The organism is Corynebacterium nuruki S6-4, assembly GCF_007970465.1.
Taxonomy (GTDB): Bacteria; Actinomycetota; Actinomycetes; order Mycobacteriales; family Mycobacteriaceae; genus Corynebacterium; species Corynebacterium nuruki.
Window position 1 is genome coordinate 3134183 of sequence record NZ_CP042429.1, and the last position, 22796, is coordinate 3156978.

Genomic DNA, 22796 nt, shown 5'->3' on the forward strand with positions numbered 1-22796 from the left:
GGTGGCCACGGACAGTCGGCTGGTCAGCCCAGCAGCAGGGAGATGACGGCGATCGAGGGGATCGACAGCAGGGTGCTGACGACGCCCGAGTCCCGGGCCAGGACGGTGTTGACCCCGAAGCGGGAGGCGTAGGTGAACACGTTCTGCGCGGTCGGCAGTGCGGCGACGACGACGAAGGCGAGCAGAGCGGCGCCGTGGGCGTCGAAGAGCAGCCGGGCGAGCGCATAGGCGATCAGCGGATGGACGACCGTCTTGACCAGGGAGGCCGCCCAGACGCTGCGGCGGGGACTCGTGTCCCGGTCGAGGACCGTCACCTCCGCCATCGACATGCCGAACGCGACGAGGGCGGCGGGGACGGCGGCTCCGGAGAGCATCGCCACCGGTTCGCCGATGAGCGAGGGCAGGGTGAAGCCGTTGGCGTGGTGGACCAGGGCGAGGATGATGCCGCACACCGCGGCGATGATCAGCGGGTTACGGACCACGCCCAGGACCAGCTCCCGGAGCAACGGGCCGAGAGAGGGCGCGGCGTGTGTCCCGGCGTCCCGCCGTCGGGTGGTGACGTCGAGCAGCAGGACGACGGCGGGCCCGTAGAACGCGGTCTGGAAGATGATGACCGGCAGCGAGGCGGTGGGGTCGTCGAGGACGTGGGTGGCGATCGGGATGCCGAGATTCGACCCGTTGCAGTAGGAACACGCCAGCAGGGTGACCAGGCTGTCGGGGACCGGACGCCGTGCGAGGTGCCGGTAGCCGAGGTATCCCACGGCACCGGCGAGGAATGAGCTGAGGATGACGACGGCGAGGTTCTCGCCGAAGACGTCGCCGAGGTCGGCGGAGGAGAGGAAGTTGATGAGCAGGGCCGGGGTCGCCAGGTAGAAGACGAACATGTTGAGCGTGTACACCGCGCTCGGCCCGAGCAGCTTCTTCCGGCCGACGAGGTAACCCAGCGCGATGATGATGACCACGATCAGGAATCCGCTGAGTACATCGAGCATGACCCCCATTACAGCACCGCCGGTGACCTGCCCCGTGGTCGGGGCGGGTCACCGGCGGTGCGGTCGCTGCGCCGTCGCTGCGCCGTCGCGGCGCGGCGCTGGGGGGACTAGCGGGAACGGACCACGTAGGACTTGGCCCACTTGTCGGTGAAGGACTGCTTCTGCGGGTTACTGGAGATGGTGACCCCGAGGGCGATGGCTGCGACGAAACTCAGGATTCCTCCGACGAAGGGGATGATCCCGACGATAAACCAGGCGTTACGGATCAGGGAGTTCTGAGCGCTCAGGCGCTGCCCGTTGATGTCGACCACCTTGAGCCCCAAGATGAGCTTTCCCACGCTTCCTCCGGCGCTGATCTCCATGCCGACCCGGTAGGCGAACCAGATAACCACGACGATGACGCTGAGGAGGAATTGCGTCCCGGCGGAGACCGCACCGTCGTCGCTGGCACCGCCCGCGAGGCCGACGATGAAGCCGACAATGACAGCGATGATCATGAGGATGATCGCGTCGATGATGTAGGCACCGAGGCGGACGCCGGCACCCGGCAGTGTGGAGCCGCCGAGGTACTGCTGGTCGGCTCCACCCGGGTAGGCCCCGTAGGGGTTGCCCGGGTCCTGCGGCTGACCGTAACCCTGTGCCGGGTCACCGCCGGCGTAGTCACCGTACGAGGGAATGTCGCCGGACGGACCGGAGTTTCCGTTGTGGTCGTCAGGGTTACCGGGGGAGCCGTAGGGATTGCTCATGGAGGGGTCATCACTTTCTCACGTGGAACAGTTCACGCCCCACCGTACAGGACGCCCCGGATACGACTGAACCCCCGCACCCCGGGGGACAACCCGGGGACGGGGGTTCAGAAGGTCTTTAAGTAAACGCTGCGCTGAAGGAAAAGATCAGCGGCTGTGGAACGGCAGGAGAGCCATTTCACGGGCGTTCTTGATCGCGGTGGCGACCTGACGCTGCTGCTGCGGGGTCAGACCGGTGACGCGGCGGCCACGGATCTTGCCGCGGTCGGAGATGAACTTACGCAGCAGGGCGTAGTCCTTGTAGTCGACGGTCTCGATACCCTCTGCCTTGAGCGGGTTCTTCTTCGGGCGGCGGGACTGCTCGATCCGCGCCTTCTTGTGATTGGTGCGCTTCATTCTCGTGAGCTCCCCTTTACCAGCTGGACTTGCGGACGCCCGGCAGCTCACCGCGGTGAGCCATTTCGCGGACGCGGACGCGGGACAGACCGAACTTGCGGAGGTAACCGCGGGGGCGGCCGTCGGCGGCGTCGCGGTTCCGGACGCGGACGGGGGAGGCGTCGCGCGGCTGGCGGTTCAGCTCGTACTGGGCCTCCTGACGATCCTCGTCAGAGGTGTTCGGGTTCTTGATGATCTTCTTGAGCTCGGTGCGACGCTCGGCGAAACGCGCGACGGTTTCCTTGCGCTGCTCGTTCTTGGCGATCTTCGACTTCTTGGCCATGGATTAACGCTCCTCGCGGAACTCGACGTGCTTGCGCGCGATCGGATCGAACTTCTTCAGCGTGATCCGGTCGGGGTTGTTCCGCTTGTTCTTGCGGGTCACGTAGGTGTAACCGGTGCCCGCAGTGGACTTCAGCTTGATGATGGGGCGAATGTCATTACGTGCCATTAGATCTTCTCCCCACGTGCGCGGATCTTGGCGACGACGGCTTCAATGCCGTCCCGGTCGATGGTCTTGAGGCCCTTGGCGGAGACGTTCAGGGTGACCTTGCGTCCCTCAGAGGGCAGGTAGAACGAACGGCGCTGGATGTTCGGGTTCCAGCGACGGTTCGTGCGGCGGTGCGAGTGCGAGACGGACTTGCCGAACCCCGGCTTCCGACCCGTGACCTGGCAATATGCCGACATGGGTATCTTTCTCCTTCCGTCCGTCCATCCGGGCCCGGCGCCGCACCGACCGTCATGCCCGTAACTAGACGGGAAACGGGCTGATCGGGGCGCTGTGAGGACCGGTCGTACGAACGATGACGTTTACCTAGACAACAGCGATGCGCCACGTTACCGCATCTGGTCCCGGTGACCTAATCTTCCGGCTGTCTTCCGGCTCTCCGGCGGACTGTCCGACGGACGGCTCCCACGATTTCACGGTCCAGGGGAGGAGGGGTTACGATATGCGGTTGTGTCTGCCCGCGCGAGGCGCTGTGGCGGATCCACTACTCCAAACCCGACCCAGGTACGACCCGGCACCCGCATGGTGCGGGGACCGGCCTGGTGCACAACCCTGAGGGATTGAGAATGAAGAGCGATATCCACCCCGACTACCACCCGGTGGTCTTCAAGGACGCGAGCACGGGACACCAGTTCCTCACCCGCTCCACCGCCACCTCCGACCGCTCCGTGGAGTGGGAGGACGGCAACGAGTACCCGCTGATCGTCGTTGACGTCACCAGCGAGTCGCACCCGTTCTGGACCGGTGCGCAGCGTGTCATGGACACCGCCGGCCGTGTCGAGAAGTTCCAGCGCCGCTACGGCAACCGCATCCGCCGTACCAAGAAGAACTAACCGAGGAGGGTAGAGAACAATGGCAGTTCCGAAGTTCCGTCGGTCCCGTGCGAACACGCACTCGCGCCGCTCGCAGTGGAAGTCCGACAACGTCGCCCTCCAGACCGTCAAGGTCGAGGGTCGTGAGGTGCAGATCCCGCGTCGCCTGGTGAAGGCCGCGCAGCAGGGCCTCGTCAACCTGGACTAGTGTCCGGGGCACCGCGCACCGTCCACCGGTGTGCGCATCGGCCGCCGTCGCCCCGTTCGGGGTACGGCGGCCGACGTATGTGTGCAGCATCACAGAGGGTGAGTACAGGCAGCAGAAAAGCGACGGGGGACCTTTGCTGCGCTGGCATGAAGTCACTTCATTTTTAGCCGAATCGTGACCAACTTCCTGTAGATTCCCTGATACTCCCGGCTCGGGGGCATCTCTCGGGGAAGAAGTGGTGCACAATGGATCTCATGAAAATTCTTGTTGTAGATGACGACCAGTCTGTGCGCGACTCGCTGCGCCGGTCGCTGACCTTCAACGGCTACGACGTGTCCCAGGCGGTCGACGGGGAGGAGGCGCTGACCCAGGTACACCAGGAAAGTGCCGACCTCGTGATCCTGGATGTCGGACTGCCGGGGAAGGACGGCCTGGAGGTGTGCCGCGAGCTCCGCAGCCACGGCAGCGACGTCCTGATCCTCATGCTCTCCGACCAGGCCGAGGTCGCCGACCGGGTTGCCGGTCTGGACGCCGGCGCGGACGACTTCCTCGCCAAGCCCTTCGCCCTGGAGGAGCTGCTGGCCCGGGTGCGCTCGCTGTACCGCCGGTCGATGCGGACCGCGGCATCCCTGGCCAAGGAGACCAAGCCGCTGCACTTCGAGGACCTCAGCCTCAACCCGGAGACCCGCGAGGTCAGTCGCGGGGAACGGCACATCAGCCTGACCCGCACCGAGTTCGCGCTGCTGGAGCTGCTGATGCGCAATGCGCGCAAGGTGCTGTCCCGCACGACGATCCTCGAGGAGGTCTGGGGTTACGACTTCCCGACCTCGGGCAACGCCCTCGAGGTCTACATCGGCTATCTGCGCCGGAAGACCGAGGCGGACGGGGAATCCCGCCTGATCCACACAGTGCGCGGCGTGGGCTATGCGCTGCGCGAGACGGCTCCCTGATCCACCGGCGGAGAGCACAGCGGCCACGGGAGGCCGCGATCCTGCCCGGTACCAGGGGAGGAAGGGGAAGGGCGGGGTTCTGTCGGAGACTTCACGGCGTCCTGCCAGTATCTGTAAAGCACCACTGAAGAAGTGTCGACCATCATGAGTGGGGCGTGAACAGGCCGGGCCCCATGACGAGCCCCATGACAAAGGAGTGTCCTATGCCGGACAACGGCAGTTTCGGAAACGAGTACGGTGACCAGCGGCGCGGTGGATGGGGCGGTCCGCGGGGTCCGCAGCCGCAGGGGCAGCAGGGTCAGTACGGTCCGCAGGGCCCGCTGCAGCCGCCGCAGGGTCAGCAGGGCCAGCAACCCCCGCAGGGGCCGGGCCAGCAGTCTCCCCAGGGGCCGCAGGGTCTGCAGGGTCCGCAGCCGGCCGGGCGTCCCGCGCCCGCACAGCGGGCGAAGCGCCGGTTCTCCACTCCCGCGGTGGCCTCGATGGTCGTCGCCGTCGGCGTGGTCGCCAGCGCCCTGACCTCCGTCATCTGGAACAGTGTCGACGACGGCAACGGTTCCGGCAGTTCCGGCGCGGCGTTCAGCACCACGGTCGTCGGCGACAAGCAGCAGGCGTCGGACAACAAGCCCAGCGACGGCTCGGTCGAGTCCGTCGCCCAGAAGGTCCTGCCCAGTGTCGTGTCGATCCAGGTGCAGTCCAGCCGGGGCGAGGCTGAGGGGTCGGGCTCCATCATCAGCTCCGACGGTCTGATCGTCACGAACAACCACGTCGTGGAAGGCGCCGGGGACGGCGGCTCGAACCTGCTGGTGCGGACCAATGACAACCAGAACCTCAAGGCCAAGGTCGTCGCGACGGACCCGAGCACCGACATCGCCGTCATCAAGGCGGACGGCGGTCAGAACCTCACCCCGATCACTATCGGCGACCCCTCGTCGCTGAAGGTCGGGCAGTCGGTGGTCGCCGTCGGCTCCCCGCTGGGACTGCAGTCCACGGTCACCCAGGGCATCGTCTCCGCGCAGAACCGCCCGGTGCAGGCCACCGGGGAGTCCGGCGGTGAAGGGTCCCTCATCGACGCGATCCAGACCGATGCGGCGATCAACCCGGGCAACTCGGGCGGCGCGCTGGTCAACCTCAACGGTGAACTCATCGGTATCCCGTCGGTCATCGCCACCCTCGGCGGCGGGCAGCAGGAGTCCGGCTCCATCGGTCTGGGCTTCGCCATCCCGGCCAACCAGGCGATGGACACCGCCAAGCAGCTCATCGACAACGGGAAGGCCAGCCACCCGATCATTGACGCCCAGGTGGACACGCGGGACACCAGCGTGGCCGGCGCACTCATCGCCGAGGTCGGCCAGGGTGGCCCCGCGGACAAGGCGGGACTCAAGGGCGGACAGGTCGTGACGAAGGTCGATGACCGGGTGGTGGACACGGGTGTGTCACTGATCGCCGGCATCCGGTCCCACAAGGTCGGCGACGAGGTCACCCTGACCGTCACCGACAAGGACGGCGGAAATCCCCACGAAGTGAAGGTGACGCTGACCGCCTCCGAATAGTGCCCGGTTTCCGGCCGGTGGTGGATACGGGGGCGGCCACCGCTATACAGGACCCGCCCGAGGAGTTACCGTAGGGCCAGGAAACTCAGGACAGCGTAAGGAATCGAGGAACGAGGAGATGACCGTGGATACGAGCGAGGGTGCAGGCACGACGGCCGAGGACCGGCGGGAGGACGGCCTGCCCGACGTCGTCGATCTCCTCGACGTCCCCGGTCTCGTCGATTTCGCCGGATCGGAACCGGGCCGGCGCGCCGGTCTGAGCAGGCTGGACGAGGATGACCTGGACGGCCCGGACGAGGCGGAACTCCGGTCGCTCGACCAGCAGGAGGAGCTGCGGGAGCCGGGTGGACAGCGCCACTCGCTGCTTCATGCACTCGTGGTCATCGTGACCGACCGGGAGGAGCCGGACCAGTCCGGCGAGCTCGTGGCGGAACTGCTCGCCGAGGAAGACTTCATGGTGGACGCCGTCCTCACCGTCGAGTCCCGCAAGTCCGCGGTGCGGCAGGCGCTGGAGACCGCGGTCGTCGGCGGCGCCGACCTGGTCATCACCGTCGGTGGAACCGGAGTGGGGCCGCGGGACCGGACCCCGGAGGCGACGAAGGGTGTGCTGGACCGCCGGATCCCGGGGATGGCCCAGGCCCTGCGGGCCTCGGCACTGGCCTGCAACGCCGTGGACGGCGGGCTGTCCCGCGGTCTGGCCGGGGTCTCCGGGTCGACGGTCGTCGTGAACCTGGCCGGGTCGCGGTCCGCGATCCGCGACGGTATGGCGACGCTGTGCCCGCTGGTCCGGCACGTCATCGGGGAGCTGAACCAGGCGTGAGTCACGGGGGACGCAGGGGGCGCCGCCGGACCGGCGTGCTCGGGGGCGCGCACCGGCCGGAGCCGGGAAAGACCGGACCGGGGGGTCAGGACGGTGCGCTGCCCGACCGGTCGGGCGACCGGGACGCCGGTGGCTTCAGCGACCGGTTCTGGAACGAACAACGCCCGCCTCACTGGGGGTGAGACGGGCGGGTGCGTCGCGCCTGCGGCGCTCGCAGTCCTAGTTCGCGGAGTGGCGTCCGGTGTCGGGGCTGTCGGTGAGGGAATCCGGCAGGCTGTCGGGCAGCGGTCCGGCCGACGGATCCGTGACGTGCTGGGCGGCCAGCAGGTCGCGGATCTCGATGAGCAGGTCGGTCTCGGAGGCCGCGGCGGCCTCCTCGGTGTCCTGACCCTTGCGCTTCGCGGCGGCCTCGGCCATCTTGTTGATCGGCAGCACGATGATGAAGTAGACGACCGCGGCGATGATGATGAAGTTGATCACGGCCGTGATGATCGCGCCGAGGTCGATGGTCGTCGAGTCGTCGCCGGCCTTGATCTTCCAGGCGAGACCGTCGACGTCACCGCCGCCGCCCAGGGCGTTGATCAGCGGCTGGATGAGGTTGTCGGTCAGCGCGGTGACGATCGCCGTGAATGCGGCGCCGATGATGACACCGGTGGCAAGTTCGATGACGTTGCCGCGCATGATGAAGTCTTTGAAGCCCTTGAGCATGGGTACCTCCGGTTGATCGGGTGGCTACCGGTGGGCACCGGTAGGAGAGACGCCGTCATCGGTGACGACGACCGGGACCGCGAGATCGAGCGTCGTCCGGGGGACCGGGACACCGAATTCCTCATGATCCACGAGTGCCAACAGTCTGCCACGGTACGCCGCTCCCGCGCGTGAGCGGATGTTACCGGAGTGACGGATGGTGTCCAGTGCAAAGGTGCGGTCGTAGAACCCGCCGCCCTGCCCCAGCCGCACACCGTCGGCGTCCACCGCCAGGGCAGGCAGCACCACGACCAGGTCGGCGGGCAGTGCGGACAGTGGCCGGGGCGCGTCCACCCCGGTCGCCGACGGAACCGGAACCGGCTCGCGGATACCGTAGGCGGCGGTGCGCCGGTGGTCGGGACCGACGTCCGGCAGCCACCGCAGCGGACGCCCCGGGGCGTCCACGACCGGGAGCCAGACCTGCCGCCCGGTGGCAGCCAAGCGGTCGGGGAGGTCGGCGCCGCCGGGTTCCCCGGGCAACGGGGCGAACGCCGCGACGGCGGCAGGCCGGCCGCCGCCGGTGTCGTCGGCGTCGAGACTGTCGAGGTACCGGCAGAGGTTGGTCACCAGCGCGGCGTCCCGCCGGGCCCGGTCGGGGGTGGCGGCGAGGGTGGTGCGGCGGGCACGCAGCCGCCGTCGGAGTTCCGTCTTCCGCCGGTCGGTGTCCTCGGCAGGGGCGGTGGCAGGCTCGCCGGCAGCGTCGCAGGTACGGTCGCCGGCAGGGTCACGGGGGGAGGCAGGGGCCATGTCTCCGGGATGATAGCCGGAGTGTGCACCACACGGCACGCCGACGGTGGCTGTATCCTGCTACCCATGGCTTCAACATCACAGACGGCTACGGCACCCCTCACCAGTGGCCTCCGGACTGCTGTCGTGCCGGCGGCGGGCCTGGGGACGCGCTTCCTGCCGGCCACGAAGACGGTCCCGAAGGAGCTGCTGCCGGTGGTCGACACCCCCGGCATCGAGCTCATCGCCCGGGAGGCCGCGCAGGCCGGCGCCACCCGCCTCGCCGTCGTCACGGCCCCCCGCAAACAGGGGGTGATGGAGTACTTCGAGCGTGATGAACTGCTCGAGGAGACCCTGGCGGCACGGGGGAAGACCGACCAGCTGGCGAAGGTGCGGGCGGTCAACGGTCTCGTGGACGCCGTCGCGGTGGACCAGGACCGGCCGCTCGGCCTCGGACACGCCGTCGGCTGCGCCGAGAGCACCCTCGACGACGACGAGGAGTTCTTCGCCGTCCTGCTGCCCGACGATCTGGTGCTGCCGACCGGAGTCATCAACGAGATGGTGAAGATCCGCGAGGAACTCGGCGGCACCGTGCTCTGCGGTTTCGAGGTGCCGGAGAGCGAGGTCTCGAACTACGGGGTCTTCGACATCGAGCAGAGCGAGGGCGGTGTCGGCGGGGTGGCCGGCGAGGACGTGAAGAAGGTCCGCGGGATGGTCGAGAAACCCGATACCGCGGACGCCCCCTCCACCGTCGTCGCCACCGGCCGCTACCTGCTGGACCGGAGCATCTTCGACGCCCTGCGGCGGATCGCCCCCGGTAAGGGCGGCGAACTCCAGCTCACCGACGCCATTGAACTGCTCATCGAGGAAGGTCACCCGGTCCACGTGTACATCCACCACGGCGGCCGGCACGATCTCGGCAACCCGGGCGGGTACATCCGGGCGTGCGTCGATGCGGCGCTGCAGGACGACACCTACGGTCCGTCGCTGAAGACCTGGCTGGCCGACAGACTGGGACAGGAGAACTAGACCGACGTGAGAACCGTTGAGGAGCAGCTGGCCACGGTCAGCGCGGCCGCGGTCGCCCCGGAACCGGTGCGGACCGCGATCTCGGAGGCGCTCGGACTGCGCTGCGCCGAGCAGGTGGAGTCGGAGCAGACGGTGCCCGGATTCGACCAGGCGGCCCTCGACGGCTACGCCGTGCGCAGTGTCGACCTGCGGGACAGTGGGGTCACCCTCCCCGTCGTCGGCGAGGTGTCCGCCGGGTCGCACCGGCCGGTGCGGTTGCAGCCGCACCAGACCGTGCGGGTGCAGGCGGGGGCCCCGATCCCGACCTTGGCGGACGCCGTCCTGCCGCTGGACTGGGCGGAGGTCGACGGCCGCCGGGCCGTCCCGTTGCGGCGGGTGGCCTCCGGACAGTTCGTCCACCGGGAGGGCTCCGACGTCCAACCCGGTGACGTCGTCGTCGAAGAGGGCTCGGTCATCGGCGCCGCCCAGGTGGGGCTGCTCGCCGCCGTCGGCCGGGACAAGGTCCTCGTCTACCCGAGGCCGCGCCTGTCGGTGATGTCCTTCGGCCCCGAACTCGTCGATGTCGGACGCGAACCTTTGCTGGGGCAGATCACCGACGTGAACTCCTACGCGCTCGCCGCCGCCGGCCGTGAAGCCGGGGCCGAGGTGAACCGGCCGGGCATCCTCAGCGGTGAGCCGCGCCGGTTGCGCGACATCATCGAGGGACAGCTCATCAGGTCGGAGATCGTGGTGATCGCCGGTGGTGTCGGCGGTGCGGCGAGCGACCGGTTGCGGGAGGTGCTCGATGAACTCGGGGAGCTCGACGTCTCGCGGGTGGCGATGCACCCCGGCTCGGTGCAGGGGTTCGGGACGCTCGGCGCCGACCGGGTCCCCACCTTCCTGCTGCCGTCGAATCCGGCGGCGGCACTGGTGACCTTCGAGGTGATGGTGCGTCCGCTGGTCCAGATCCTGCGCGGCCAGCGCCAGTCCACCCGGCGCAAGGTGCAGGCGCGCACGATCGCCGCGATCAGTTCCGCACCCGACCGGCGCGGTTTCATCCGTGGTCAACTGATGCGCGACCGGCAGACCCGGGAGTTCCTCGTGGACCCGCTGGGTGCCGGGGGAGCGGTCGAGGTCGATCCGGGCGAGCCGACCCATCTGCTGGGCAGCCACGGCCAGTCGAACTGCCTGATCTCGGTGCCTCGGGAGCAGACCCGGATCGAGCCCGGCGAAGTCGTCGACGTGATGTTCCTCAGCAACCGGCCATGATGGGCGGCCAGGACCGCCATCCGGGATGGCCGGCGAAGACGCCCGTCGCCGCGACCCGGGCGGGCGGGGTACGCCTGCGCCCGCTGTCGCGACGCGACGGGCGACGGTGGTCGGAGTACCGGATCGCCGACGAGGCCCAGCTGCGTCCGGTGGAACCGACGGTGCAGGGTGACTGGGCGGACGCCCACTCCGGCCAGATGTGGCGGCGCAATGTCACCGGGCTGCTCGACATGGCGAGGCAGGGCGTTCTCGCACCGTTCGCCATCGAGGTGGAGGGCCAGTTCGCCGGGCAGCTCACGCTCGGCAACATCCAGCACGGTGTGGTGAGCAGCTGCTGGATCGGCTACTGGGTGTACTCGGGTTTCGCCGGCAACGGCGTGGCGACCGCGGCGGTGGGCCTGGGTACCGACCATGCGATGCGCTACATCGGCCTGCACCGGGTCGAGGCGACGGTCCTGGAGACCAACACGGCCTCCCGCCGGGTGCTGGCCCGCGCCGGCTACCGGGAGGAGGGGCGGCTGGTCCGCAACCTGCACATCGACGGCCGGTGGCGGGACCATCTGCTCGTCGGCCTGACGGTCGAGGAGACCGGGGGCGGTGTGCTGGCGGGACTGCAGCGGTCGGGAATTCTCCCGGCACGACTGCGGTAATTCCGGCGCGCCTGGTGCCGGTGGTGCGTGAGGGCACGTAGGGTGGGGCATCACGCCGTCCCCCAGCGAGAGGAATAGTCAGTGTCGGGTTCCCTCAGCTCCGTCATACTCATTGCCGTCGTGTGGCTGCTGCTGCTCACCCCGTTGTTCCTGCGTCGTCACCAGCCGGTGCGACGGACCTCGAAGGCCCTGTCCGAGACCAGGGTGCTGCACGAGGGTGGAACTGGGATCGAGCGGCCACACCGGCGTCCACTGCCCGCCGAGAGCCTCTACCACGCGGACCCCGACGAGGACATCGAACTGGTGGACGCCGAACCTGAGCAGGTGCTCATCGACGACACGCCGGATGCCGCGGAGCGGGCCGTGCCGACCCGGGTGATCGACGGTGAAGTCGTCGGCTACCGGCCGCTCGATGACGAGGACACCGGGGAGTTCCCGCCGGTGGACGTCGACAGCGACGATGACGTGGTCGCCGTGCGGGAGCTCGGCGGCGAGGTCACGGTGGTCGTCGCCGAGGACGCCGGCGCTGCTGACACAGACGACACCGACGACGGAGCCGACACAGCCGACACAGCCGACACAGCCGACACTGACACCGTCGACGACGCCGAAGACACCGACGGCACCGACGAGGACCGTCCGGACTTCGCGGCCGTGCCCGTCGCCTACTTCCGCGGCGGGGACACGGATGTCTCGGTCGGTACCGATGACACGGTGGTGGAACGTGCCGGCCTGCCCGCCGTCCGCGAACCGGAGCAGCCGGAGGAACTGACGGACGAGGATCTGGCGTATGCGGCGGCGCACCGCGGCCGGGGATTCTACGACCCGGTGACCTCCCAGGAGCTGGCCGAACGCCGGCAGACCCGGCGGCGGCGGACTCTCGCGGGACTCGGTGTCCTGCTGGTGCTCGCCGTGGTCGGCGGGGTGTTCGTCGGCGGCGCGGCATGGGCCGCGGTCGTCGTCATGGCCGCACTCACCGGCGTGTACCTCTACTACCTGCGCCGGCAGACGGTCGAGGAGCAGGAGCTGCGGCACCGGCGCATCGCCCGCATGCGGCGGGCCCGGGCCGGTGTCCGCAGTACGGACGACAGTGAACTCGGCGTGCCGGACCGGCTGCTGCGGCCGGGTGCGGTGGCGCTCGAGATCGACGACGAGGCCCCCGAATTCGCCGCCCTCCCGGTCGGGGACTACGTCGGCGACGACAGCGATGACGGCTACGGCAGCTACGACGGCCGTGGCGGCTACGACGACCGTCGGAGCTACCGCGCAGTCTGACCCGGCGTCCGGTACTAGTAGGCTGGGTCCATCATGAACACTCCCGCCGTCCGTGACGCGGCCCTGCTGCTGCTCCGTGTGGTCCTCGGTCTCGTCTTCATCGCCCACGGGTGGGACAAGGCGTTCCGGACCGGTATCGACGCGACCGTGACGGACTGGACCTCCCTCGGCATCCCCCAGCCCCGGATGTCGGCCTGGGCGGTGTCGGTCGTCGAGATGCTCGGTGGGGCGATGCTGGTCCTCGGCCTGCTGACGCCCGCCGCCGGCGTGGTCCTGGCCCTCGACATGGTGGCCGCCTTCTACTTCGTGCACCTGGACCACGGTCTGTTCGTCACGGAGGGGGGCTGGGAACTCGTTCTCGTCCTGTTCGCCGCCTGTGTGACACTCGTCGTGTTCGGTCCGGGACGCGCCAGCCTCGACCGGGCACTGTCCAGGTTCGGCTAGGGGAGGGGAGTACGTGGACTGTGAGGACGTAAGGGCGGTCCTGTCGGCGCGGCTGGACGGGGAACCCGATCCACCGGGGACCGACGGGGACGCCGTCGACGCACATCTGGCCGCCTGCCCGGACTGCCAGGCGTGGTACGCCTCGGTGAGCGATCTGAACCGTCGGCTCCGGGTCGGCGGCGTCGACGGGGCCGGTGCCGTCAGCGGGTCGGCGTCGGACGCGCGGGAACTGGCCGAGCAGATGGTCGCCCTCGCCGACCGGACGCCGGAGCTCTCCCACGGGCTGCGTAACAGGTCCCTGCCGCTGGTGGTGGCCCGGCTGGTGCTCGTGGTCCTGGCGGCGGCCTATGTCGTGTGGGCGGTGGTCCTGCTGGTCGGTGCGACCGGTGGAGACGGCGGCACGACGGTGGCCGGCTCCGGCGGGGCGGTGGGCAACGCCGGCGACCCGGATCTGGCCCGGATGTCGGTGGATGCCGCGACCGTTCGGCTCGCGCTGGCTGCCGGTCTGGTCCTCGGGGCGGTCCGGCCGCGGTCCGCCCCGGGCCTGCTGCCGGTGTTCCTGGCGCTGTGGGGTTTCGGGGCGGGGTTCTCGACCCGGGACCTCGTGCTGGGGTACCTCGATGTCGGGGCGGTCTCGGGTCTGCTGCTGCACCTGGTCGCCTGCGTGGCGCTGTGCGTGGTGTGGCTGGCCCGCCACCATGCGGTGGATCCGGTGCGCCAGTCGCTGCGGGGGCTGACCGCCCGGCCGGTGGCCTACAGTCCGTCGGACGCCGTCCGGAACTCGACCTGGCGGCCGGGCGACCCCGGCGACCGGCCGCTGTGATACTCCGGCCCGGTCAGGTCCAGCCGGGCAGCCACATGCGCAGCTGCCACTCGGTGTGCGTCAGCGGCATGCCGGTGAAGATCGGCAGGAAGAACAGGAACACCGCGACGACGAGGACCAGGTAGATTCCGCCGAGCGCGTAGCCGGTGCGGCGGAGCCAGAAGGCGGTCAGCCGACCTGCACCGGCAGCGGCGTCCGGACGCCGGAGCGACCACGTGGCAATCCGGCCGAGCAGCAGGCCCAGACCGATGACGATGAACGGCGCGAGGTTCGCGGCGTAGAACAGGTACATCTGCCGGTCGACGTTGAGCAACCAGGGCAGGAACCCCGCGAGGTAGCCGACGACCGGCACCGCCCAGCGGACGTCGCGCCGGACGGCGAGCCGCCACAGCCCCCACAGCAGGACGGGTGCGGCGAGGAACCAGATCACCGGGGTCCCGGTGAGCAGCACCACCTCCTTGTCCCCGGTCGTGTCACTGGTCTGGCTGTAGTACAGCAGGCCTCGGGTGCTGGCGATCCAGTCCCACGGTTTCGACTCCCACGGGTGGTGGTGACCGTTGGAGTTGGTCAGTTCCTCGTGGAAGTCGAGGACGGACAGGTGGTAGTAGAGGAAGTTCAGCCAGGAGTCCGGCAGGAAGTCCAGTCCCCAGCCGGCGATCCGCTCGTTGCCGGCCTCCGCCTCGTGGCGGAAGACGCTGGTCTCCGAGGAGAACCAGGTGCGCCAGGACAGGATGTAGACCATCGCCGGGACGATGACGAGGGAGGCCACGGCGGGCACGCAGTCACGGCCGAGGGTGCCCCGCAGCGGCTGCCGGACGCCGAACCGGTGGCGCCGCCACCAGTCGATCCCGACGACCGCGACGCCGAAGAAGGCGATGTAGTACAGGCCGGACCACTTCACCGCCACGGCACAGCCCAGCGTCACGCCGGCGGCGAACCGCCACCAGCGGTAGCCGAGCCGGGGACCTGCCGACGAGTCCGCCATCCGGCCCTCGGCGGCGACCCGCCGGAACCGCGCCTCCATCTGCGCATGGTCGCGGAGGAGGAGGTAGACGGTGAGGACGACGAAGAAGACCTGGAAGTGGTCGAGCATGCCGGACCGGCCGGTGACGAAGAGGATGCCGTCGCACAGGGCGAGCACGCCGGCGGCGAGCCCCGCCCAGTCGGCGGCGGCGACCGTCGCGGCATCCGGTGTGGCTCCGGCGCCCCCGGTTGCCCCGTCGCGGGCGGCGAGCATGAGCCGGCGGGTGACGGCGGCGCACAGCAGGATGACCCCGACCGCGCACAGTGCGGACATGATCCGCCAGCCGAACGGGGTGTCCCCGAACACAGCCAGTCCGATCGCCTCGATGTGTTTGCCCAGCGGTGGGTGGACGACCAGCCCGTAGGCCGGGTTATCCTCGATACCGCCGACGCCGGCGAACCAGCCGCCCCGGAGGATCTGCCAGGACTGGGGGACGTAGTGCTTCTCGTCGAAGACCGGGGTGCCCGCGTCGGTGGGGTGCGACAGTCCGATGAGGCGGGACGCCAGCCCCAGTACCGCGAGCGCGGTGAGGATGGTCCACCACCGGGTCGGCCGGTGACGGGCGGGGGCGGCGGTGGTCTCGTTCACAGGGAGCCATCCTATAAGGTCTTCAGACCATGGACGATGAAGTTCTCCGTCAGTTGCTTGACCGTGCTGCCTCGACCCGCCCCTGCCCGGGCGGCGGGATCATCCTCGCGGCGACCCCGCTCGGCACCGCCCTCGATGCCTCGGTGCGGTTCATCGACGCCCTCGGCAGCGCCGATATCGTCGCCGCCGAGGACACCCGCCGGACCCGTGCCCTGGCGGACAACCTGGGGGTGGAGATCACCGGGAAGATCGTCTCGAACTTCGACCACAACGAGGGGGAGCGGGCCGCCGGCCTCGTCGAGCGTGCGGCGTCCGGCGCGCGGATCCTCGTGGTGACGGACGCCGGGATGCCCTCGGTCTCCGACCCCGGCTTCCCGCTGGTGCAGGCCGCGCAGGCCGCCGGTGTGCCGGTGACCTGCCTGCCGGGGCCCTCGGCGGTGCCGACGGCGCTCGCCCTGTCGGGCATCGGGGTGGGGCACTTCGCCTTTGACGGCTTCGCCCCGCGCAAGGACGGCGACCGGCGGCGGTGGCTGGAACGGTTGCGCACCGAGCGCCGCGCTGTCGCCTTCTTCGAGTCCCCGCACCGGCTGCAGCGCACCCTGGAGACCGCGGTGGAGGTCCTCGGCCCGGACCGGGAGGCCGCGGTGTGCCGTGAACTGACGAAGGTCCACGAGGAGATCCGCCGGGACTCGCTCGCCGGGCTCGTCGCCTGGGCCGACGCCGGCGGCACCGACGGTGCGGGGATCCGCGGGGAGATCACCGTGGTCGTCTCCGCCGCACCCGAGACCGGCCCGGTGGACCCGGCCGATCTCGTGGCGGTGGTGGCGGAACGGACCGCCGGCGGCGAGCGGCTCAAGGACGCCTGCAAGGCGGTCGGCCGGGAGTACGGCGTCCCGAACCGGGAACTGTACGAGGCGGTGCTCGCCTCCCGCGGCTGATGCAATAGGCTGGACGGCATGTCGAAACATGTCCTCACCTCCGTTGCCTGGCCGTACGCCAACGGCCCCCGCCACATCGGACACGTCGCCGGGTTCGGCGTCCCCTCGGACGTCTTCGCCCGGTACGAACGAATGTCGGGCAACGAGGTGCTGATGGTCTCCGGGACGGACGAGCACGGCACGCCGCTGCTGGTCCAGGCGGAGAAGGAGGGCGTGCCGGTCCAGGAACTCGCCGACCGGTACAACCGCGTCATCGTCGAGGACCTCGCCGGACTGGGACTGTCCTACGACCTGTTCACCCGCACCACCACCCGCAACCACTACGCGGTCGTCCAGGAGCTGTTCCGCGGGCTCAACGACAACGGCTACATGGTGAAGCAGACCACCACCGGGGCCATCGACCCGAAGACCGGCCGCACCCTGCCGGACCGCTTCATCGAGGGCACCTGCCCGATCTGCGGGGCGACCGACGCCCGCGGTGACCAGTGCGACAACTGCGGCAACCAGCTCGACCCGGCCGACCTCATCGACCCCCGGTCGAAGATCGACGGGGCGACCCCGGAGTTCGTCGAGACCGAGCACTTCATGCTCGACCTCCCGGCCTTCGCCGGTGCCCTGGAGGAGTGGCTGAAGACCCGCACCGGGTGGCGTCCCAACGTCCTGAAGTTCTCCCTGAACCTGCTCAAGGACATGCGTCCCCGCGCGATGAGCCGCGACATCGACTGGGGTGTGCCGGTGCCGATCGAGGGCTGGCAGGACAACAACGCCAAGAAGCTCTACGTGTGGTTCGACGCGGTCGTCGGCTACCTCTCTGCCTCCATCGAGTGGGCGTGGCGCACCGGGGACCCGGAGGCCTGGAAGAAGTGGTGGTCCGATCCGGAGGCGCTGTCCTACTACTTCATGGGCAAGGACAACATCACCTTCCACTCCCAGATCTGGCCCGCCGAACTGCTCGGCTACGCGGGGAAGGGCGACAAGGGCGGTGAGGTCGGGGTCCTCGGCGAGCTGAACCTGCCGACCGAGGTGGTCTCCTCGGAGTTCCTCACGATGTCCGGCTCGAAGTTCTCCTCCTCGAAGGGCGTGGTCATCTACGTCCGTGACTTCCTGCGGGAGTTCGGCCCGGACGCGCTGCGGTACTTCATCGCCGTCGCCGGCCCGGAGAACATGGACACCGACTTCACCTGGGACGAATTCGTCCGCCGGGTGAACACCGAGCTCGCCAACGAGTGGGGCAACCTCGTCAGCCGCACCGTGTCCATGGCCGTGAAGAACTTCGGTGAGATCCCCGCCCCGGCGGAGTTCACCGCGGAGGACCGGGACCTGCTCGATGACGCGGCCGCGGCGTTCGGCGTGGTCGGCGAGGCGATCAGCCACTGCCGGTTCAAGGCCGGGATCGCCGAGGCGATGCGCATCGTCGGCCGGGCGAACCAGTACCTCGCGGCCCAGGAGCCCTGGAAGCTGGCCAAGGATGAGGCGCAGCGCGACCGGCTCGGGACCGTGCTGTTCACGGCACTGCAGGTCATCGCGGACGCGAACACGCTGCTCACCCCCTACCTGCCGTTCTCCGCCCAGCGGGTCTTCGAGACCCTCGGCGGGACCGGCGTATGGGCCGCGCAGCCGGAGGTCCGGGAGGTCACCGACGATTCGCCGCTGACCCCGGTGGGTGTCGGCCTGCCGGAGGCGGGACGCAGCTACCCGGTCATCATGGGTGACTACGCCGACCAGCAGGCCCGCTGGGAGCGGATCGACCTCACCCCGGGGACGCCGCTGTCGAAGCCCGCCCCGCTGTTCACCCGCCTCGACCCGGAGCTCGCCGAGAACGGCCCGGAGTGGGCGCGGGTCGAGAAGGACTAGTTCGTCCTGTCCGGGGAGGTCGTGAATGCATGACCACTGGGAGGACGAGGAAGAACCCTCCCGGTGTCCCGGATGTCCGCGGAACGAACCGACAGGTCGACGGCTCGGCCTCCATGTCGACATTGCGAACCGGCAGGTCGAAAAATCCGCCCCGGAGCAGCACCTGGGCTCGTGAACCCAACGGCCGGGAGAGCGGACCGACACCTCGGCTCGTGAAACCGACGCCGACGACGACGTTCGCAACCTCCCCGGGAAGTACAGCCGGACCGGCCGTCCCCGGGGTCCACCGGCTACCCTGACAGCCATGTCGAAGAGGAAGCGCCCGACTCCCGTCCCGCCCGAGCCCCTGCCGGAGCTGGCGGACGCCCACACCCACCTCGCCTCCTGCGGGGCGACGACCCCGGCGCAGGTGACCGAGGTCATGGACCGGGCGGCGGCGGTCGGGGTGCACCGGATCTGCACCGTCGGCGATGATCTCGCCGAGTCCGTCGAGGCGCTGGCGGCCGCGCACGCCGATGACCGGGTGTACGCCGCGTGCGCGGTGCATCCGACCAGGGCGTCCGACCTCTTCACCGACGGGGTGCAGGACCGGCTGCGGGAGCTCGTCGCCGACCCCCGGTGCGTGGCGGTGGGGGAGACCGGGCTGGACACCTACTGGATCACCCACGAACCGGAGACCACTGCGCCGCTCGACGTGCAGGAGGCGGCCCTGCGGTGGCACATGGCACTGGCCGCGGAGGTCGGCAAGCCGCTGATGATCCACAACCGGGAGGCGGACGCCGACCTGCTGCGCATCCTCGACGATGCCCCGGAGGATCTGCCGGTCATGCTGCACTGTTTCTCCTCGCCGCTCGCGGTCGCCCGGGAGGCGGTCGATCGCGGGTACTGGCTGAGTTTCTGCGGGAACGTGACTTTCCGGCGCAATGAGGAACTGCGGGAGGCGGCACGGCTGTGCCCCGCGGACCGGATCCTCGTAGAGACGGATGCCCCGTTCATGACGCCGGAACCGTTCCGGGGTGCCCGGAATGAACCGGCGTTCGTCGGGTACACCGCACGGTGTGTTGCCGAAGTGAGAGGTGTGACTCCCGAGGCCCTCGGGGCGCAGGTGGCGGGCAATGCGCGCCGGTTGTACGGATGGGTGTGACAGTCGCGACAAAATCGTGACATTCTGCTGCGGATGTTTGGCCGTGACCGTATCGTTACCGTATCGTGATCTGAGTCAACGTCATCCGAGCATCGGTGGGAGCCGGTGAGAAAGCAGGCGCCAGTGTCCCCCAAGAGCAAATCCCGACTGCACCGCATCAACCACAGCAGTTCCGTCCCGCTGCGCGTCGCCACCGGCGGCATGCTGGCCACCCTCGTGGTCGGTGGCACGGTCGTCGCGACCAACCACAAGGACGTCACCCTCGACGTCAACGGCAAGATCATCAAGGCGTCCACGATGTCCGGCGACGTCGCCGGCGTCCTCAAGGACGAGGGGGTCAAGGTCACCGACAAGGACCTCATCACCCCCGGCCTCGACGAGAGTGTCTCCGGGTCGGACACGGTCACGGTGCGCTCCGCACGCCAGGTGGCGCTCACGGTCGACGGACAGTCCCGCAGCGTCGACACGACCTCGATGACGGTCTCGGACCTGCTCAACGAGCTCGGCTACTCCCAGGACGGTGCGGCCCTGTCCTCCGGCATGTCCTCGCAGATCCCGGTCGACGGCATGGAGCTCAACATCACCACGCCGAAGTCCTTCACCCTCAACGACGGCACCCCCGGCGAGGCCCCGGCCACGATGAGCATGGCCGCCGCGACCGTCGGTGACGTCCTGGCGATGCGCGGCACCCCGCTGGGCAAGGACGACACGGTCACCCCGTCCGCGGACACCCCGCTCACCCAGGACATGCACATCGACGTCGACCGCAAGTCGGTCGAGGAGGTCACCGAGGACCACGACATCGACGCCCCGGTGCGCGTCGAGGAGGATGCGGACGCCCCGGAGGGCGAGGAGACCGTCGTCGACCCGGGCGCCGCCGGCAAGGCCCGCGTCACCGTGAAGATCCACAAGGACAACGGTGTGGAGACCGGCCGCGAGGTCCTCAAGAGCGAGGAGCTCACCCCGGCCAAGGAGCGCGTCGTCCGCCGCGGCACCAAGCCGGCGGCCTCCGCCTCGGCCCCGTCCGTCGCCGACGGCTCGGTGTGGGACACCATCGCCCAGTGCGAGTCCACCGGCAACTGGGCCATCAACACCGGCAACGGTTTCAAGGGCGGCCTCCAGTTCACCGACTCCACCTGGGCCGGCTTCGGCGGCACCGAGTACGCCCCGAGCGCCGACCAGGCCACCCGTGAGCAGCAGATCGCCGTGGCAGAGAAGGTCCAGGCGGCCCAGGGCTGGGGAGCCTGGCCGGCCTGCACCTCCAAGCTCGGCATCGGCTAGTCGTGGTCCCCGGGCCACCCCGGGTTATCATCGACCTGTGACCGACAGCGACAACACCAGCGACACCACCGGGATCCGGCTGCTCGGCCCGGTCGAGATCCGCGGCCTGGCCGCCGAACTCGACATCACCCCGACGAAGAAACTGGGGCAGAACTTCGTCCTCGACCCCAACACGGTCCGCCGGATCGTCACCGCCGCCGACCTCACCCCCGACGACCACGTCATCGAGGTCGGTCCGGGACTCGGCTCGCTGACGCTGGCCCTGCTGGAGCAGGCCGGGGACGTCACCGCGGTGGAGATCGACCCGCGGCTGGCGGAGCGCCTGCCGCGCACCGTCGCCGAGTTCGCCCCGTCGCGCGCCGACGACGTCCACGTCGTCCGGCACGACGCCCTCACCCTCACCGCCGCGGACATGGATGCCGCCGGACTGCCGGCGCCCACCGCGCTGGTGGCCAACCTCCCGTACAACGTCTCGGTGCCGGTGCTGCTGCACCTGCTCGAGGAATTCCCGTCGATCACCCGCGTGCTCGTCATGGTGCAGCTGGAGGTCGCCGACCGGCTGGCGGCGTCCCCGGGATCGAAGATCTACGGGGTGCCGAGCGTGAAGGCGGGATTCCACGGGACCGTCCGCAAGGCCGGTACGGTCGGCCGGAACGTGTTCTGGCCCGCGCCGAAGATCGATTCGGGGCTGGTGCGCATCGACCGGTGGACCGACGGGACCCGGCCCTGGCAGGCGGCCCTCGAGGACATCGGGGCCGACCGGCTGCAGGCCGAGGTCTTCGCGGTGACCGATGCGGCGTTCCTGCAGCGGCGCAAGACCCTGCGTGCCGCACTGTCCGGCTACTTCGGTTCCGGCGCCGCCGCGGGCGAGGTGCTGGCGGCCGCGGGGATCGACCCGCGGGAACGCGGCGAGAAGCTCTCCACCGAGCGGTTCGTCGATCTGGCGGTGGCCTCCCTCGGCAGGGCCGGACAATGACCGCGCCGGACGCCGACCAGGACCCCTCCCTCGGCTGGACGGTCAGCGCAACGGCCCAGGGCAAGGTCAACCTGCACCTCGCCGTCGGTGCCCGACGCCCCGACGGGTACCACGACCTGGAGACCGTCTTCCAGGCGCTCGACCTCACCGAGACCGTCACCCTGACGGTCGTGGGGACGTGCGGGCCCGGGGAGGGCCCCGGGGACATGGTCGCCGGGGTCACGGTGACCGGGCGGGACGCCCACCTCGTCCCCGCCGGTGGGCGGTCCGGGGACATCGCCGACAACCTCGCGGTCCGGGCGGTGCGCGCGGTCGCGGCATCGGGGACGTCGTCGGGGGCCGTCGACGCCGCGGCTCCGTTGCCGCGGATCCGGATCGACATCGACAAGGGGGTGCCGGTCGCCGGCGGAATGGCCGGCGGATCCGCGGACGCCGCGGCCGCCCTCCTCGCCGCCCGGGCACTGCTCGGGTCCCGGCACAGTGACGCGGACCTGACCGCCCTGGCGGCCGACCTCGGCGCCGATGTCCCGTTCTGCCTGCTCGGCGGGACCGCACTGGGGCAGGGCCGCGGCGACCGGCTGGTGCCGGTGATGTCGCGGGGCACGTTCCACTGGGCGTTGGCGACCGGCGCCCGCGGTCTCCCGACCCCGGAGGTCTTCGCCCGGCTCGACGAGCAGCGCGCGGCCGTCGCGACCGGGGGCCGGCCCGATGTCCGCACCGGCGGCCCGACCGCTCTGCAGCGCGCGCTGGTCGGCGGGGACCCGGTGGCACTCGCCGGCTGCCTGTCGAATGACCTGCAGGCCGCGGCGGTGAGTCTGCGTCCGGAGTTGCGGCGTACCCTGGCGGCGTCCCGGGAGGCGGGTGCGCTGGGTGCCGTGGTCTCCGGCTCGGGGCCGACGGTGGCGATGCTGTGCCGCGACCGGGAGCACGCCGTCGACGTCGCGACGGCGGTCGCCGCCTCGGGCGACGCCGGGTCCACCCTCGTCGCCGCCTCCTCACCGCACGGCGCCCGCCTCTGCTGATACCCA

Annotated in this window: 26 protein-coding genes; 17 read left to right on the forward strand and 9 right to left on the reverse strand. The window is 69.9% G+C overall.

The window, feature by feature from the left end:
• Positions 1-23 precede the first annotated feature (23 nt).
• The 6 genes from FSW06_RS14190 to rpmB all read right to left on the reverse strand — a co-directional run bounded on the left by FSW06_RS14190 (position 24) and on the right by rpmB (position 2860).
• Positions 24-992, reverse strand: coding sequence for an AEC family transporter (locus FSW06_RS14190; RefSeq protein WP_029449150.1), 969 nt, complete (start codon positions 990-992; stop codon positions 24-26).
• A gap of 107 nt (positions 993-1099) precedes the next feature.
• On the reverse strand, positions 1100-1738 hold the full coding sequence (locus tag FSW06_RS14195; protein WP_010119549.1) for an RDD family protein: 639 nt from the start codon (positions 1736-1738) through the stop codon (positions 1100-1102).
• A 147-nt stretch (positions 1739-1885) separates the two neighbouring features.
• Complete coding sequence (gene rpsR / locus FSW06_RS14200; protein WP_010119548.1) at positions 1886-2134, reverse strand: 30S ribosomal protein S18; 249 nt, start codon at positions 2132-2134, stop codon at positions 1886-1888.
• Positions 2135-2150: 16 nt separating this feature from the next.
• Positions 2151-2456 carry a 30S ribosomal protein S14 gene (rpsN, locus tag FSW06_RS14205; RefSeq protein ID WP_010119547.1) on the reverse strand — a complete coding sequence of 102 codons (306 nt, stop codon included), beginning with the start codon at positions 2454-2456 and terminating at the stop codon, positions 2151-2153.
• A gap of 3 nt (positions 2457-2459) precedes the next feature.
• Positions 2460-2624: a 50S ribosomal protein L33 gene (gene rpmG / locus FSW06_RS14210; protein WP_005279910.1), complete on the reverse strand. Its 165-nt coding sequence runs from the start codon at positions 2622-2624 to the stop codon at positions 2460-2462.
• Positions 2624-2860 carry a 50S ribosomal protein L28 gene (rpmB, locus tag FSW06_RS14215; protein ID WP_010119534.1) on the reverse strand — a complete coding sequence of 79 codons (237 nt, stop codon included), beginning with the start codon at positions 2858-2860 and terminating at the stop codon, positions 2624-2626. The genes rpmG and rpmB overlap by 1 nt, the downstream gene beginning before the upstream one ends.
• A gap of 387 nt (positions 2861-3247) precedes the next feature.
• Here rpmB and FSW06_RS14220 point away from each other — a divergent pair, with 387 nt between their 5' ends.
• From FSW06_RS14220 to FSW06_RS14240, 5 genes are all read left to right on the forward strand, one after another.
• Positions 3248-3514 (forward strand): type B 50S ribosomal protein L31, encoded by a 267-nt coding sequence (locus FSW06_RS14220; protein ID WP_010119532.1) that lies wholly within the window; start codon positions 3248-3250, stop codon positions 3512-3514.
• A gap of 19 nt (positions 3515-3533) precedes the next feature.
• Positions 3534-3701, forward strand: a complete 168-nt coding sequence (rpmF, locus tag FSW06_RS14225; RefSeq protein ID WP_010119530.1) for a 50S ribosomal protein L32 — start codon at positions 3534-3536, stop codon at positions 3699-3701.
• 254 nt (positions 3702-3955) lie between these two features.
• Positions 3956-4651: a response regulator transcription factor gene (locus tag FSW06_RS14230; protein WP_010119529.1), complete on the forward strand. Its 696-nt coding sequence runs from the start codon at positions 3956-3958 to the stop codon at positions 4649-4651.
• Positions 4652-4854: 203 nt separating this feature from the next.
• Complete coding sequence (locus FSW06_RS14235; RefSeq protein ID WP_010119527.1) at positions 4855-6201, forward strand: S1C family serine protease; 1347 nt, start codon at positions 4855-4857, stop codon at positions 6199-6201.
• 118 nt (positions 6202-6319) lie between these two features.
• Positions 6320-7021, forward strand: coding sequence for a MogA/MoaB family molybdenum cofactor biosynthesis protein (locus tag FSW06_RS14240; RefSeq protein ID WP_010119526.1), 702 nt, complete (start codon positions 6320-6322; stop codon positions 7019-7021).
• Positions 7022-7240: 219 nt separating this feature from the next.
• Here the strand turns inward: FSW06_RS14240 and mscL are convergent, their stop codons facing one another.
• Positions 7241-7729, reverse strand: a complete 489-nt coding sequence (gene mscL / locus FSW06_RS14245; RefSeq protein ID WP_010119524.1) for a large-conductance mechanosensitive channel protein MscL — start codon at positions 7727-7729, stop codon at positions 7241-7243.
• A gap of 24 nt (positions 7730-7753) precedes the next feature.
• Complete coding sequence (locus tag FSW06_RS14250) at positions 7754-8515, reverse strand: 5-formyltetrahydrofolate cyclo-ligase (protein ID WP_010119522.1); 762 nt, start codon at positions 8513-8515, stop codon at positions 7754-7756.
• A 66-nt stretch (positions 8516-8581) separates the two neighbouring features.
• Here FSW06_RS14250 and FSW06_RS14255 point away from each other — a divergent pair, with 66 nt between their 5' ends.
• The 6 genes from FSW06_RS14255 to FSW06_RS14280 all read left to right on the forward strand — a co-directional run bounded on the left by FSW06_RS14255 (position 8582) and on the right by FSW06_RS14280 (position 13963).
• Positions 8582-9523 (forward strand): UTP--glucose-1-phosphate uridylyltransferase, encoded by a 942-nt coding sequence (locus FSW06_RS14255; protein ID WP_050801939.1) that lies wholly within the window; start codon positions 8582-8584, stop codon positions 9521-9523.
• Between the two features lie 6 nt (positions 9524-9529).
• A complete protein-coding gene (gene glp / locus FSW06_RS14260) occupies positions 9530-10771 on the forward strand; it encodes a molybdotransferase-like divisome protein Glp (protein WP_010119518.1) in 1242 nt (413 codons plus the stop codon).
• Positions 10768-11421, forward strand: coding sequence for a GNAT family N-acetyltransferase (locus tag FSW06_RS14265; RefSeq protein WP_010119516.1), 654 nt, complete (start codon positions 10768-10770; stop codon positions 11419-11421). Before glp ends, FSW06_RS14265 begins: the two co-directional genes overlap by 4 nt.
• 81 nt (positions 11422-11502) lie before the next feature.
• Positions 11503-12696 carry a divisome protein SepX/GlpR gene (sepX, locus tag FSW06_RS14270; RefSeq protein WP_010119515.1) on the forward strand — a complete coding sequence of 398 codons (1194 nt, stop codon included), beginning with the start codon at positions 11503-11505 and terminating at the stop codon, positions 12694-12696.
• Positions 12697-12729: 33 nt separating this feature from the next.
• Positions 12730-13140 (forward strand): DoxX family protein, encoded by a 411-nt coding sequence (locus tag FSW06_RS14275; protein WP_010119514.1) that lies wholly within the window; start codon positions 12730-12732, stop codon positions 13138-13140.
• A gap of 13 nt (positions 13141-13153) precedes the next feature.
• Positions 13154-13963, forward strand: a complete 810-nt coding sequence (locus tag FSW06_RS14280) for a zf-HC2 domain-containing protein (RefSeq protein ID WP_010119513.1) — start codon at positions 13154-13156, stop codon at positions 13961-13963.
• A gap of 13 nt (positions 13964-13976) precedes the next feature.
• On the opposite strand, the gene FSW06_RS14285 is transcribed toward FSW06_RS14280, so the two are convergent.
• Positions 13977-15575: a dolichyl-phosphate-mannose--protein mannosyltransferase gene (locus tag FSW06_RS14285; RefSeq protein ID WP_010119512.1), complete on the reverse strand. Its 1599-nt coding sequence runs from the start codon at positions 15573-15575 to the stop codon at positions 13977-13979.
• Between the two features lie 29 nt (positions 15576-15604).
• Here FSW06_RS14285 and rsmI point away from each other — a divergent pair, with 29 nt between their 5' ends.
• From rsmI to FSW06_RS14315, 6 genes are all read left to right on the forward strand, one after another.
• The gene (gene rsmI, locus FSW06_RS14290) at positions 15605-16513 is read left to right on the forward strand and encodes a 16S rRNA (cytidine(1402)-2'-O)-methyltransferase (protein WP_010119511.1); all 909 of its coding nucleotides are present in this window, start codon (positions 15605-15607) and stop codon (positions 16511-16513) included.
• A gap of 18 nt (positions 16514-16531) precedes the next feature.
• Positions 16532-18367 (forward strand): methionine--tRNA ligase, encoded by a 1836-nt coding sequence (gene metG / locus FSW06_RS14295; protein ID WP_010119510.1) that lies wholly within the window; start codon positions 16532-16534, stop codon positions 18365-18367.
• A 304-nt stretch (positions 18368-18671) separates the two neighbouring features.
• Complete coding sequence (locus FSW06_RS14300; RefSeq protein ID WP_010119509.1) at positions 18672-19511, forward strand: TatD family hydrolase; 840 nt, start codon at positions 18672-18674, stop codon at positions 19509-19511.
• Between the two features lie 123 nt (positions 19512-19634).
• The gene (locus FSW06_RS14305; protein WP_010119507.1) at positions 19635-20792 is read left to right on the forward strand and encodes a resuscitation-promoting factor; all 1158 of its coding nucleotides are present in this window, start codon (positions 19635-19637) and stop codon (positions 20790-20792) included.
• A 37-nt stretch (positions 20793-20829) separates the two neighbouring features.
• Complete coding sequence (rsmA, locus tag FSW06_RS14310; RefSeq protein ID WP_010119505.1) at positions 20830-21768, forward strand: 16S rRNA (adenine(1518)-N(6)/adenine(1519)-N(6))-dimethyltransferase RsmA; 939 nt, start codon at positions 20830-20832, stop codon at positions 21766-21768.
• Entirely contained in the window at positions 21765-22790 is a 1026-nt protein-coding gene (locus FSW06_RS14315) for a 4-(cytidine 5'-diphospho)-2-C-methyl-D-erythritol kinase (protein ID WP_010119504.1), read from the forward strand. Before rsmA ends, FSW06_RS14315 begins: the two co-directional genes overlap by 4 nt.
• Positions 22791-22796 lie beyond the last annotated feature (6 nt).